Origin of the sequence: Methanobacterium alkalithermotolerans (assembly GCF_018141185.1) — an archaeon.
GTDB lineage: Archaea > Methanobacteriota > Methanobacteria > Methanobacteriales > Methanobacteriaceae > Methanobacterium_F > Methanobacterium_F alkalithermotolerans.
Genome location: NZ_CP058560.1, coordinates 948236 through 962137 on the forward strand (window position 1 = coordinate 948236; position 13902 = coordinate 962137).

Annotated in this window: 12 protein-coding genes; 5 read left to right on the plus strand and 7 right to left on the minus strand. The window is 35.2% G+C overall.

What is annotated here, in order from left to right; all coding sequences use genetic code 11:
- Positions 1 to 209 precede the first annotated feature (209 nt).
- Complete coding sequence (locus HYG87_RS04595; RefSeq protein ID WP_211534044.1) at positions 210 to 938, plus strand: hypothetical protein; 729 nt, start codon at positions 210 to 212, stop codon at positions 936 to 938.
- A 165-nt stretch (positions 939 to 1103) separates the two neighbouring features.
- On the opposite strand, the gene HYG87_RS04600 is transcribed toward HYG87_RS04595, so the two are convergent.
- Positions 1104 to 2456, minus strand: coding sequence for an RNase J family beta-CASP ribonuclease (locus HYG87_RS04600; RefSeq protein WP_211534045.1), 1353 nt, complete (start codon positions 2454 to 2456; stop codon positions 1104 to 1106).
- Between the two features lie 525 nt (positions 2457 to 2981).
- On the opposite strand from HYG87_RS04600, the gene HYG87_RS04605 reads away from it, so the two are divergent.
- On the plus strand, positions 2982 to 3716 hold the full coding sequence (locus tag HYG87_RS04605) for an alpha/beta hydrolase (RefSeq protein ID WP_249164891.1): 735 nt from the start codon (positions 2982 to 2984) through the stop codon (positions 3714 to 3716).
- 90 nt (positions 3717 to 3806) lie between these two features.
- Here the strand turns inward: HYG87_RS04605 and HYG87_RS04610 are convergent, their stop codons facing one another.
- Both HYG87_RS04610 and HYG87_RS04615 read right to left on the minus strand, forming a co-directional pair.
- Positions 3807 to 6050 carry an Ig-like domain repeat protein gene (locus tag HYG87_RS04610; RefSeq protein WP_211534047.1) on the minus strand — a complete coding sequence of 748 codons (2244 nt, stop codon included), beginning with the start codon at positions 6048 to 6050 and terminating at the stop codon, positions 3807 to 3809.
- A 365-nt stretch (positions 6051 to 6415) separates the two neighbouring features.
- Positions 6416 to 7264: a UbiA family prenyltransferase gene (locus HYG87_RS04615; RefSeq protein ID WP_211534048.1), complete on the minus strand. Its 849-nt coding sequence runs from the start codon at positions 7262 to 7264 to the stop codon at positions 6416 to 6418.
- A gap of 173 nt (positions 7265 to 7437) precedes the next feature.
- Between HYG87_RS04615 and HYG87_RS04620 the strand changes: the two genes are divergently transcribed.
- On the plus strand, positions 7438 to 8091 hold the full coding sequence (locus HYG87_RS04620) for a diacylglycerol/polyprenol kinase family protein (protein ID WP_211534049.1): 654 nt from the start codon (positions 7438 to 7440) through the stop codon (positions 8089 to 8091).
- Between the two features lie 26 nt (positions 8092 to 8117).
- Complete coding sequence (locus HYG87_RS04625; protein ID WP_211534050.1) at positions 8118 to 8675, plus strand: nucleoside/nucleotide kinase family protein; 558 nt, start codon at positions 8118 to 8120, stop codon at positions 8673 to 8675.
- Between the two features lie 51 nt (positions 8676 to 8726).
- Here HYG87_RS04625 and HYG87_RS04630 read toward each other — a convergent pair whose 3' ends face one another.
- On the minus strand, positions 8727 to 9143 hold the full coding sequence (locus tag HYG87_RS04630; RefSeq protein ID WP_211534051.1) for a hypothetical protein: 417 nt from the start codon (positions 9141 to 9143) through the stop codon (positions 8727 to 8729).
- Positions 9144 to 9261: 118 nt separating this feature from the next.
- On the opposite strand from HYG87_RS04630, the gene HYG87_RS04635 reads away from it, so the two are divergent.
- Positions 9262 to 10038: a metallophosphoesterase gene (locus HYG87_RS04635; RefSeq protein WP_211534052.1), complete on the plus strand. Its 777-nt coding sequence runs from the start codon at positions 9262 to 9264 to the stop codon at positions 10036 to 10038.
- Positions 10039 to 10109: 71 nt separating this feature from the next.
- Here the strand turns inward: HYG87_RS04635 and HYG87_RS04640 are convergent, their stop codons facing one another.
- The 3 genes from HYG87_RS04640 to HYG87_RS04650 all read right to left on the minus strand — a co-directional run bounded on the left by HYG87_RS04640 (position 10110) and on the right by HYG87_RS04650 (position 13893).
- Complete coding sequence (locus HYG87_RS04640) at positions 10110 to 12311, minus strand: DUF4350 domain-containing protein (RefSeq protein ID WP_211534053.1); 2202 nt, start codon at positions 12309 to 12311, stop codon at positions 10110 to 10112.
- A gap of 125 nt (positions 12312 to 12436) precedes the next feature.
- Entirely contained in the window at positions 12437 to 12613 is a 177-nt protein-coding gene (locus tag HYG87_RS04645; RefSeq protein WP_211534054.1) for a hypothetical protein, read from the minus strand.
- Positions 12614 to 12813: 200 nt separating this feature from the next.
- Positions 12814 to 13893 carry a pentapeptide repeat-containing protein gene (locus HYG87_RS04650; RefSeq protein WP_211534055.1) on the minus strand — a complete coding sequence of 360 codons (1080 nt, stop codon included), beginning with the start codon at positions 13891 to 13893 and terminating at the stop codon, positions 12814 to 12816.
- Between the last annotated feature and the right edge of the window lie 9 nt (positions 13894 to 13902).

Genomic DNA, 13902 nt, shown 5'->3' on the forward strand with positions numbered 1-13902 from the left:
TATTATATTCTGTGAAGATAACCCCATTATCGTTCTAAAGATTATTTAATGAGATTAAACTCAATTCACATAAATAAAGATGAAATGAACCGAGGATATCCACTGGTACTAGTTTATCATATTAGAATAATATATATAGATTAATTAATAAAAGTAATACTAACTTAAGGAATCAATCGGACCAGCCTGCCATTCAAAAAGAATTAATAATGCCAAAAAATGGAAATTCAAAATCTGGATCAATAAATATTCGGACCCACATGTTTGATTCCAGAAGATTAAACATAAAGGAGGTGAAAAACATGCGAAAACCAGCAGCAATATTACTAATGGCAATATTACTAACTTTAAGCCTAGCCGGAGCAGTATCTGCCCAGGAAGTAAACATAGCAGTCGGAAATGAAACCGATCCTTTCATTGACGAAGCTTGTGTCGGTAGCGAAGTTATAGTGTTTGTAGATGTCGAAAATACTGGTAACACCACATTAGAAGATCCTTTTGTTGACGTATATACTGACCCAGATATGGCATTACTATTTAACCCGGATGAAGCAGTAGCTGATTTTAACGGAAATATCTTCACAAACGACCCATTAGATCCATTCTTCTTCTGGGACGACTTCGAAGAAACATGGGTATTCTGGATTGGATGGTACAGCTACTTCATGGAACCCGGTGACTATGCTCTTCTTAGCGTACCTGCCACCGTAACACAAACTGGCGAAATAACTGTATGGGCTGATTTCTATGAATGGCCAGATAACCTTGACTTCCCTATTTTCCTTGATGATGATAGCTACACATTCTATGGAGTAGAATGCCCAGTTGAACCATCAGCAGCAACCGTACCCATGCAAAAAACCGGAACACCACTAGCCGTAGCCGCACTCGGAATACTATCCCTCATAGGAGGAGTAGCCTACAGCAAACTCAGATAAAAAAAAAACTACCCTTTTATTTTTCTTTTTTTATGAAATTAGGCCCGAATTTAGTTTTTTATAATTTAATTTATCTTAATTTTAAATTCAAACATAGAGAACCTGATTAAAGTAAAAAAATAGAAAATAATTTTATTTTTAAGATTAGTTCCAATTAATCCCTGATTATTTTTTTTCTTTATTAAAAACCTGGGCCTGGCCATTACGTAATAGATGGATGTTGTGACCTAATCTGTAGCCCTCTTCTTCTGCCAGTTCAGCATAAGCAGTCAACATTCCCAGGTTCCCATGAGAAGGTATCAGGTGTTGGGGTTGTAGCATTCTTAAGAAGTCCCGGTGATCTTCCCTTCCTGCATGGCCAGATACATGAGCATTGGTGAATATGCGAGCACCCTTGCCTTTCAATCTACGCTCCATAAGGTTACGGTTGGCTTTATTGAGAGGATTGGGAATTATTGGTGCAGATATAATAATGTTATCTCCTTTTTGTACTTCAAAAAGAGTTTTATCATTTGCAATTCGAGGTAAAAGTGCATCTGGTTCACCCTGGTGTCCGGTGGTTACCAGAACAAAATCTGATCTTTTTTCGTTCGCCCTGGCTAGAGCCCGGTTAATGGCCTTGGGACTACCATAAACACTGGCATTTTCTGGTATTTTAAGTAATCCCATGTTTTCAGCCAGGCTGCAGTATCTCTCCATGGATCTTCCTAAAAGCAGGAGCTGTCTGTTGCTTTTAGAAGCTATATTACAGATAGCCTGAATCCTTTCAATATGAGAGGCGAAGGTGGTGATTATTATTCCATCATCTTCTTTTAAGGGTTGTTCCATGATGTCCTCTAAAACTATACGGGCTATTTTTTCAGAATGAGTTTTAACCTGGTCAGGCTCTGCAGCACGGGTAGCGTCGATTATTGCTGCTAGTACACCCTTTTCTCCCAGTTCCCTGAACCGCTGGTAGTCTGGTGGTGGGGAAATGGTCTGATGGTTATCAAACTTGAAATCATTAGAATATACAATTACTCCTTCTGAGGTATGCAGGACCGGAGTAACCGTTTGAGGTATACTGTGGGTGGTGTGCACAAATTCCAGAGTTATTTCGGGAGAAATCTGACATTTCTCGCCAGAATTCAATACCTGAAGGGGGTTATCAAATTTAAATTTCCGCTCTCCTTTAATGGTTCTTTCTATTAAGGCCATGGTGTAAGGAGTGGCTATTAAAGGAGCATCATATCTATGGGCCAGTTTAGCCACTGCCCCAATGTGATCCAGGTGCCCATGGGTAAATACAATGGCTTTAACCTTGCCGTCTACATCTTTCATGAGGGTATCGTCCGGTATGACCCCTCTTTCAATTAAATCCAGACTATGCATTTTCTCTATATAGGTATCTTCATGAATATGAAGCCGGTCCAGATGGATTCCCATATCAAATATTACAATATCCTTTCCCACCTTCACTGCGGACATGTTTTTTCCTACCTCTTCATATCCTCCGATGGCTATTATTTCAGTACTCATATATTATCTCCTGATTATCTTTATTCTTGATAAAAAGTAGTAAATTTTTACTACTTTAGAATATTAATGTCTAAATAAATCTTTTAAGAATTTTAATGCTTTTAAATAGCTATTAATCAGTAGTAAGGAAAAAAAGATTTTATGATATTAATTAATGAATTTCCATTTTTTTATTAAAAAATGAATCTATAATATTATTATTAAATTCATTAATTTCCTGCATAAGGCAAGTGGCAAAATGTTTTATATCTTTTAAGATTAAAAAAGTTAAATCTAATTTTAAATTATTTACTCTTAATAATCTCACTTATCTTTTTAAAAAAGGCCAGAAACTATTAAAGGCCTTTTCCCCTTACTAATTTGTAGCAATTGATTTCGTTTAAATGCTTCTTGAATCAATTAACATACAAAAATAGCTACTGGAACTGATAAATTAAATTCTATTTCAGTTCTCTTCTACTTCTTATTTCACTATGTAATCACATATATAGTTTGGGTATGGATAAATAATGGATAGTGAATAAAATGGCATCAAAAAAGAAGTTAGTTTTAATATCTATTCTGGGATTATTCCTGTTAGCCGGAGCAGGGTTTAGTATTTATGTGGCTGATTATTATCCAGCAGATAATGAAGCTATAGCAGCACTTAATTCCAATGAAAAATATGAGGTAATTAATAGTGATAATAGCATTACCTTTAATCCACGTGCCAGTAATAGTTCGCGGGGTGTTATATTTTATCCAGGAGGAAAGGTTGAAGCAGAAGCATACAGTGTAATGGCTGCAGGGCTAGCAGAAAATGGTCATGCCACCATAATAGCCAAAATGCCTTTTAATCTGGCATTTTTTGGGGCTAACCGGGCTGATGATATTATAGAGGATCATCCAGAGATAAGTTCCTGGGTGATGATGGGTCACTCCCTGGGTGGAGTATTTGCCTCAGATTATGCAGTTAATAATCCGGATAAGATAGAGGGAGTTATATATTTAGCAGCCTATCCCTCTTTGGATGCTTACCCTACATCATTAAAAGGACTTTCACTGAGGGGATCAGAAGATGGTTTAACTACGGCTCAGGATCTGGAGGATAATAAATCAAAATTTCCCGCAAATACTAGTTTCATGGTAATTGAAGGAGGTAATCATTATCAATTTGGTAATTATGGGATCCAGCAAGGAGATAATAATGCCACCATCACCAGGGAAGAGCAGCAAAAACAGGCCCTTGAATTTATACTGGAGTTTTTGAAAAGCCTTTAAAAAAAATAATTAGCCTTCTGGTTTTAAAATATTAAAAAATAGATTTAATTTCATCTAAAAATTAAAAAAAAGGGATTTTAATCCCTAAAATTATTTCTTTTTCCAAAATGCACCGGCAAGTACTGCTAAGATTCCAGCAAGTAGGGGAGCTAACGGAGTTCCAGTTTCCTGCATGGGCACAGTTCCTGCATGGGCACTGCTTAATACCTCTAAGGTTGCCTCAGCAGATGATGCCTGGTAGCATTCAAATCCTCCAAATACTGCACTTATGGTGTAAGTTCCTGCATTCTGAGTTATGGTGTATAATAAAGTGGCTACGCCGGCTGCATTGGTTAAGGCAGATCCCACATATACTCCATTCACATAGAAGTCAATGTTTTGGCCAGGTAGAGGTATTCCATCCTCATCAGTTAGAGTAGCTCTTAGAGTAACCTGATCCCCTTTACTTCCTTTTACATTATTCAAAGTAAGTATGGTTGGGAATTCATCTGGAGTCACGTTTAAAGTAGAATTAGCATCTACTGCTGCGTATTCACTGTCTCCTTCAAATAGAGCATTGACGTTATAGGTTCCCAGTGGTAAAGGATCAAATATCCCCAGAGCTATACCCTGAGCATTGGTAACACCTTCAGTTTCAGGATTAATAGAAAACTTAATGGTTCTACCAGGTAAAGGATTACCCTCCAGATCAGTTAACTTGGCAGTGACAATAGGTTTACCTAACGGACAAATAGTCACATTTTCTACTGTAATTAAGGCTGTAGAAAATTCAACATCCAGATTGGCGTAGTCTGTTGAAGCTAAATAACATTCGTATCCTTCAAATACTGCTTTAGTTGTATATTGTCCCTTAGTTTGAGTAATTATGTATTCTAAAGTGGCTAATCCCTCTGAGTTAGTTATGGCTGATCCAACGAGCGTATCATCCACATAGAAGTCAATGGTCTTTCCTTCCAGGGGTATTCCATCATCATCAGTAAGAGTTGCCTTTAAAAGAACACTTTGGCCTTGATTACCCTGTACATTGTCCAGAGTTAGTATGGTTGGGAATTCATCAGGAGTCACGTTTAAAGTAGAATTAACTGTTGCAGCTTCAAACTCGCCATCTCCTTCAAATAGAGCATTGACGTTATAGGTTCCCAGTGGTAAAGGATCAAATATCCCCAGAGCTATACCCTGAGCATTGGTAACACCTTCAGTTTCAGGATTAATAGAAAACTTAATGGTTCTACCAGGTAAAGGATTACCCTCCAGATCAGTTAACTTGGCAGTGACAATAGGTTTACCTAACGGACAAATAGTCACACCATCTACTGTAAGTACAACTCCATTAAACTCAACATCCAGTTCACCTTCACCTTCTGCACCACGGAAACATCCTTCAGTTTCAAATTCTGCAGTGATGGTATATTTTCCCTGGGTCTGGGTTATAGTGTAGGCCAGAGTGGCAACTCCCTGGGCATTGGTTAGGGCAGATCCCACATATACTCCATTTACATAGAAATTCAATGTTTTTCCTGCAATAGGTGAACTGTCTTCCTCTTTGGTCAAGGTGGCACTCAAAATTACCTCATCGCCCTGGTTACCTGCTACATTTAATACAGCTATTTCAGTATCAAATTGTCTTACCAGAATGTTGAAGTCAGTTTGGGAATATTCGTAAATCTCGTCTCCGGCAAACCAGGCCAGTACATTATAGCGGCATTCATCAGGCCCACTAAATGGACATTTAGGTAGGCCGCCAACAATAACATATTCTGCCCAGCCATCCTCATCGGTGGTGGCATTGGCACACATTGTTTGTGGGTTATTTATATCCACATTGGTAACCCAGCAGAAGGTAATTGTTTTTCCCTCCAACGGTGTTCCTTCGACATTTTCAGTTAGCCGTGCACGTAAAGTAATGTCAGTCTTAGGACAAACCCTTACGTTATCAGCTATTAAACTGGTTGGGGTTCCTTCTACTTTTACACAATTAGCACTACTAAGAGCCAGTATTCCTGCAGGAGTATATACAAAGTGCCAGTAACCCTTATATCCCGGAGGACAGTTACTTAAATCTGATTTTTCTCTTCCCTGTTGGCCCCAGTTAACTGTGCTGCAATTTGACAGAGTTAAAGTTGCATTGGTTGCATTGGCGGGTGGTCCTTCCACATCAAAGTGGAGTACTGGTGAAGGGCTATCCCTTTTGTTGACGCAAATTTCGGTTCCAGGAGTGTTATTGAATTGTACACATAATTGTTCTTCACAGGAATCATCAGTAGCACTTACTGCTCCCATCAACAAAAGGGCTAGTATGAAGGTTGCACTCAATATAATCGCTTGTTTTTTCATATTTTCACCTCCTTTACGCTTTTAGCGAATCATGTTTCTAAACTAATATAAACTTAGTATTACAATTACTATTATGAACATTGTAGCATATTAAGTTATCTAAGGTTATAAAATATAATAATGATCAGAATATCCAATTAATATTAAAAATATTTTAAAAATATAAGCATATTCTCATATTATTTTCAATCAGAATACTCGCTGATAGTTATTAAAACACTTCATATCTTCCTTAAATCATGATTTTTTTAATTCGTAGATATAAGAATTATTAGTATATTATAAAACAGATTGGGGAAGCTTCAAACTAAAAAATAAAAAAATTAAAGAAAATCAATCACTGGTTTTTGTGATAAAATTAAATTTTAATTCAGAATATTAAAGAAAGATGAAATTAATGGAGACCCCAGGGCAAAGGCCAGGAAGGTGATGGCCATACCCTTTTTAATCTGCCGGGAAATACTTCTAGTATTATCCTGTGACTGGTCCTGGAGCAGGGAAAAGGCACTTTTTATAAAAAACCATAATGACCCTAAAAGTACCACCAGGTAGAGCAGGTTAAAAATATCCATAAAGTACAATAATGGGCTAGTTATACTGGCCAGTATTATGAAAAAAACCGCCATATGAGCAGAAAAAAGTTTTCCCTTTACCAGAGGCAATGTACGGGCTCCTTCTTTTTTATCCCCCTCCATATCCTCCATATCTTTTACTATCTCCCGGGCCATGGTCATGAGAAATGCAAATATTCCCAGGTAAATAGAAATAATAATCTCTCCAATTACCACTCCCCCCAGTACAAAACTAAGCCCGGTTAAAAATGAAATAGTGATATTTCCAATCAAACACTTTTTTTTAAGATTCTGAGCATAGTATATCATTAAAAAAGAGCTGGAAAGCACTATGAATCCAGGAATAATTCCAATTGAAAATCCCAGTATGGTGGCCAGGGCAAAAAGCAGCATGGAATAAATACCTGCATTTTTAAGGGAGATTCTGCCAGAAGGTATAGGTCTCTCCGGCCTATTAACTGCATCAATTTTATAATCAAAGTAATCATTAATGGTGTTTCCTGCCCCGGTTGCAATAAATACAATTGCACAAGCTACTATGGCATCTGCAGAGAAAGTTTCTCCAATAATCATCATAAGCAATATGGTTATAACCGCCATAAAGGCGTTTCCCGGTCTTAGTATTTCAAAGTAGGCATTCATAGTAATCATTTATAATAGTTAACTGGTATTTAAAAAATAACATTATGGCTCATATTGTGATGTCTTAAAATATGTCTGTTTCTATTAGGGATAAATATTAAATTCTTTGAATTTCCAGCCAACCTCACAATCAAATCCAAATTCACTTATAGGTAAAACTACTTCATAAATTCATGGAATCAAGTGACTTACTGGGGCTGCTATTTGTTTATGGCTATGTGGCTCTGTTATTAATAATAAGTGAAAAAATACTAAAAAAGTATCCTAAATTCAGCAGGAAATTTTTACATATCATGGTGGGGAATGTTCTTTTTATTTTACCTGTTTTTGCCACCAGGGAAGCCATGACCTTCCTGGCAGCAGCGCCTTTCATATTTTTAACCTTTTTAATGAGCCCCTATTCACCTTTAAAATTAAAAACCAGAGTTTCCACCTCAGGTCATGGTCTGGGCCTGGTATACTATGCCATATCATGGACAGTTCTGGCCTTTTTCTTCTTTCAGGAGCCCTGGATTATTGCCGTAGGTATTGCCGCCATGTCCTATGGTGATGGAGTGGCCTCCATAATGGGTGAGCGGTATGGTAAAACCAAATATAACATATTTGGAGATAATAAAAGCCTGGAAGGTTCTCTTTCCATGTTCCTGGTGCTAATATTAACTTTATCCGTTATTCTATATTATTATGGCCAGGTCATTAATCCCCTGACCATTATAACCGTATCTCTGGTAGCTACCCTGCTGGAAGGAATCACACCTAAAGGTTTGGATAATTTGACGGCCTGTTTTGGGGCAGTAGGTGCCTATCTCTTAAATGGTTTTATATAGTTATTAACTAATTCATCAGGTGTACAATGAAATTTATAGTAATAGATGGACTGGATGGTGCCGGAAAGGATACCCATGCGCAGCTTATCGAGAAACGTTATCAGGAACAAGGAACGGTTATACTTAGAACTCATCCGTCATCAGATAATTATTATGGAATTAAGGCAAAAAATGCTCTTTTAGGGCGAGGAAAGTTAAATAAAATTAAAGCATCATTCTATTATGCTCTGGATGTTATACGATCTGTCAGGCTATATTATGGAAAGGCCGATACAGTTATCTTTGTTAGGTATTTGATGGGTGTGGCTTATCTGCCTCTGCCCCTGGCCAGAGTTTTTTACTGGTTTTTCACCATCTTTTTACCTACCACACCCTACATGTTCTTTTTGGATCTGGAAGAGGAAGAAGCATTAAAAAGAATAAGTAATCGTGATTTTGAGGAAATCTTTGAAAATAAAGAAGATCTGATAAAGGTACGTAGAAAAGCCTTGCAGCTGGCTAAAAAATGGCATATAGTAAATACTAAAGGTAGTATTGAAGATGTTCAGTCCACTATAGATGCTATTTTAAATGAAAATAGTTAAAATCTAGATTAGCACCAAGCAGACAAAGAATCTAAACCCCCGGTAAGGTTATTATCCTAACCTGTCAAAAAAGAAACCTTTTTTATATTGCATGGAATTTATTAGAAATTCATCTCTAGTAATTTTTTTAGCTACAAAATCTTTTCTTAATTGTTCCTGCTCATCAATAAGGGATATCTCCTGTTCATATAATTTTCTTTGGAATACTATATCTGATTCATCAAACTTTCCAATCTGAAACCAGTATTTAGTATTCAGAAGGAATAGCATGAATTTATTTTTTGCTGTTATCCTCTCTTTGATGCTCTCGTTTTCGATTTGAGAAATTAAAAAAGAGGAAGATGCATCATTTTCAGCAGAAATAATGAGTTGCTGATCAAAATCTAATTGAGGATAAGCAAAAATAAGGATTATGGTAAAAAAAAGTCCTGTGCCCCCCAATATAGCCCCTAATCTTCCCCAATGCAAGGAAAGCCCTCCTAGTTGAGAAATTATATTACTTAGAATAATCTTTGTAGTTAATCCCTAAAAAATTTTTAGCTGCCCAAAGTATTAATAAAATAAAATTAATAATAAATATGATAGTATGCATAACTACAGAGGTAGTCTGGTGGAATTATCAGGAAAAGGGCATGTTTTAATAATAACAGATATTCATGGAAACTGGAGTGATTTTAATAAATTTATTAATATATGGGATGATTTTAAAGGGAATAATAATCACCTGGTCATCACCGGGGATTTTATCCATAGCATGGGACTAGTTGAAGACAAGTCTATTGAAGTTTTAGAACAAATACAGTACCAGTTTGAAAGTGACCAGAACTTCCATGTACTCCTCGGAAATCATGAATGGTCCTTAATATCCAGTGTTGTATTATTTAAAAATCGTGAAAATTTGAGTTTCAAATTTGAAAATTTATTAAAAAAGAGATTCCCCGGCTCCTGGAAAGAGAAGTTAGAAATATACATTAAATTTTTTAAAAAACTTCCAGTAGCAGTTAAAACTAATAATAAAGTGTTTATAAGCCATTCTGGCCCATCAAAAAATATAAAGAGTATTGAGGATATCATTAACATAAGTGATTCAGGTTATGTTGAAAATAAAATCCTGGAAGAATTTTTATGGAATCGTTATGGGGACTATAACTTAACCGACATTGATAACTTTTTAAAAAAAGTTGATTGTCGAGCTATGGTTGTGGGGCACACCCCGGTAGATGGGGCTAAGTTAGTTGGAAAAAAACAATTAATTATATCATCAAGCTATACTGGAGGAAGTAAAGCTTATTTAATACTTGATTTGGAAAAAAAAATAAATGATGCCACGGATCTTATGAAAATGGTAAAGTTTTTGGATTAATATTTGTGGAGTAAATTTTAAAATGGGGCTTTTTAAAAAGTTAATTAATAGAAATGAGTTTTTCAGAATATTTATTTATCAAATAAAGTAGTCTCCAGGGTGCGGGTAGTCGGTTTATAGTAATCTTGAAGATCCTCCATTAAGGCCTCAATAGATTCATATCTTTCATTTTTGTTCTTACTCAAGCACTTTAATACAATCTTTTCAACTATATCTGCTTCTGGATTAATCAAAGAGGGTGGAACCGGATGGGTATTCAAGATAGAATCATATATATGTGAAATTTCTCCTTTGAATGGAAATTCCCCTGTAAGTTGTTCATAAAATACAATTCCCAGCTGATATATGTCTGTTCTTTTATCTGCTTTCCCAAATTCACGGGACAAGTGTTCCGGTGCAGCATATTGTGGAGTTACCCCGGAAAGAGTAACAGATTTATCAGTGTGGAGTTTGCTTAAACCCCAATCTGAAATTTTGTAAACATCATGACATGACATGATATTAGAGTTTTTTATATCCCCATGAATGATATTCTTCCTGTGAGCATAATTTAATCCTCTTGCCACTTCATATATGATGAATACAACCTCTTGCACCGGTTTTGGTCCTTTAAATAAAGAAGATTTGCAATATTCCATTTCCAAGTAGGGAATGGGTAAAATTTTATAATCATATAATTTTACTATATTCTGATGTTCTAAATTTTCCCAATTAGAAACCTCGCTGATAAAAATCTTCTCTGACCTTTTATCAAAGCTTTTTGGTATTTTTATGGCCACAACCTGACCATCATATTTTTTAGCCTTAAAAACACGGCCAAAGCCACCTTCTCCAATAAAAGAAGATTCTTCATAAACCGAATGCAATTCATAGGGCAATGATTTAAAGGAAAGTTTCTCCAGCCGGTTGAATTCTTTGCCTTTAATGATTATCTCTGATCCATAAATATGGTTAATGATTAGATTAAACAAAAAAGGCAGGATTAAAAATAAGCCCAGGCCGCTGAAAATAGTGACCATGGGAAATGAGAATATATCCCCCAGTATAGCAGTAAAACCTACTCCCAAAAGAAGAATAAAAATTATCAGATAATTGTAGTTTACCTTAATTCTTAGATTGGCATATAGATTATAAAGAATTAAACTGAACAAGAAAACAAATAAAATTCCACTAGTTAGCAGGAAATAACCAAAATTAGGATCATAGATGGTCATTTCTGATACATCAAAAAGAAAAATATTGGAAGGTATAAAAATTAAAATCCCCAAAATCAAAAATGCTGCATTTAATCCCATTAAAAAATTATACTTCCAGTTTTTAATGGTTTTAAGTCGTTTTAATGCTTTATCTTTACTATTACTACGTAATTTAAAGATTAAAACACCCAGGAGAATCACAGTATAAATTAAAAATCCCATAATATAATATTCTAAATCAGCCATAAATGGTGATAATAGGCCTGATTCATTATAAATAGTGGGTGGTGGTTGATTTGCAAGCCAACTTACACTATTAACACCTAATTTCCAGTTATCGCTCCGATAAATCCAAAAATTGGCTAGACTTTTAGCTGCACCAAAAAATACCACTCTTCCCTTCCCATAATTTAAAGTAGAGATGACAGGAAGTGGACCAGAAGTTTCATTTAAATCCTGTTTATAATTGGGCATGGAATATCCCTGATCAGTAAATGATAACCAATCACCCCATGAATCCGAACTTGAATAGGCTAAAACTTCTGATGATCCTGTATTCTGGATATAAGGGCCTTGTAAGTAGTGAATTTCTTTCAGATCAGCAGTTAATGGGCTTGATTTAATATCAGAAATTTTAATAAAATCTTGAAAGGCGATATTGTTTTTGGGATCCACGATAATCTGGTTGGGAGAATAATTTAAGCCAAAACTATGGGCAATTTGATTAAATGCATAATCTTCATTGCCATCTTCCACCCCCCAGCCATCTGCAACTAAGAACAACCCCCCTCCACTAGACACGAATTGATTAATGGATTTAATCTCATCTGCAGTATAATTGCGTCCAGGAGCCATTAAAATTAAAACATCATATTTCCGGAGATTTTCATAAGTTATAGGAGAATTTTTTAGCCGTGAAACATAAAATCCATTAGTTTCAAGAAGATTAGCAAAAATAGAAGACCCCTGCGGAGCTATATTAAAAATGGTGTACATATTGTAGTATGGGCCAGTTTCATCAAATATAACAGCTGTTTTTTCTCTGGTAGCCCCTACTGTAGTTAAACTAACTAACAAAATAAATACTAAGATAATCAGATATTTTAACTGACCCACACTATGGGCCTTAGATAGAATTTTAAAACCCCACAGTAATTTTTAGCTAAATATGTTCCGGTAATTATATATACAATTTTTTTTAATTACCAGAATGGTCTGGCCAAAATACCTCTGTTGATCATTTCCACTTTAGCTTTTTCCATTTCTTTTTCTTGTAATTCAAAGACTTCCTTCATGGCCGCCATGTATCCATCCGCAAAACCAGATTTGTAGCCTTTACGGAAATCTTCCAGATTTTCAATCTCTTCTTTTTGATTCAAAAAAAGCCCCCCAGACTTATGAATTATAATATATAAGGACTAATATTAATAATTAACTATTAGCTTTAAATTTTTCTAGTTTCTAATTTAAATAGATATTGGTTCTAAATGATTTTTTAGATATTAATCTAATGGGAAAGAGATTAGTTGTTTTAAGGGGTTATTATTTACAATATATTATCTTGACTAAAACTCAGCAATTATCGCATGTATTTTCGGGCAAAGGTTACAATAAATGTTGGCCAAGTAAATGCCCCTATTACTGCTTCTAAAATCGTTAAAAAACTATATAATCCAGTTTTAGCATTTATAACCCCATAAGCCGGGACTATGAGAGTTAAGAAACTAAATCTTAGTTTATTCAATAGAGAATCAAGGGAAAATAAACCTTCCATAACCCAGTAACTAAAGGCAAATAGTAATAACAGAGTTATGAATGAAAAAAGCAAACGAGAGGGATGCACCCCATAACCAAAAAGATACTGGACAATTATTTCAGGATATCGGAAATAAAAAGGTTTCTGTTTTCTTTTAGCCTCCATTTCATGGTAAAAACTATAATCTGCTTTTTCTCTATCACCAATTTTCTCCCATATTATTTTAGCACTACGGTGTGCTCTTTCCTGTCCTTTAACATTTTCAAACGTGGTATTAAAAAAATTTAAATTTCCATTTATTTTCAAACGATCAAACCATGCTTCTCCCATTATATGAGCCCGGTTAAACCATACATTACCCTCAATTTCCGCAGCGTAAAAAGAAAGATTTTCAGTTATTCTTGCATCTTTGAATGAAACACTGGCCCCTATAATAGTATAATTAAATGACGCTTCACCAGCAATGGTTGCATTTTGGAACCATACATAATTTCCAATGATGGTGTGATCAAATAAAATATTTCCATAAATTTTAGCCTTAAAAAAAGAAACACTACCATTAATATGGGCTAATTCAAAACATAAATTTTCACCAATATCAACATTATCTCCCCAAATATCAGCCTGGATTTTAGAATTCTCAAAATTAAGATCCTTTTTAATGTAAGCACCTGTTAAGATAATATCCTGCTGTGTTTCAAATCCCTTAAAATTTGCATTAACAAATATCGCTCCTTTGAAGTTGAGATTTTGACTTTTTTTTCTGTTTTCTAGCTTTTCTATTTTTAGCTTCTCTATTCTCTTAAAAGTTTCACTACTCTCGTCATCAGGTAATTCAAGGTGTAGAATGCATAAATCTTTATGTAAAACCTTTTCTTCACAGCCATGTATTTTGCATTTCATTTTCTAAAT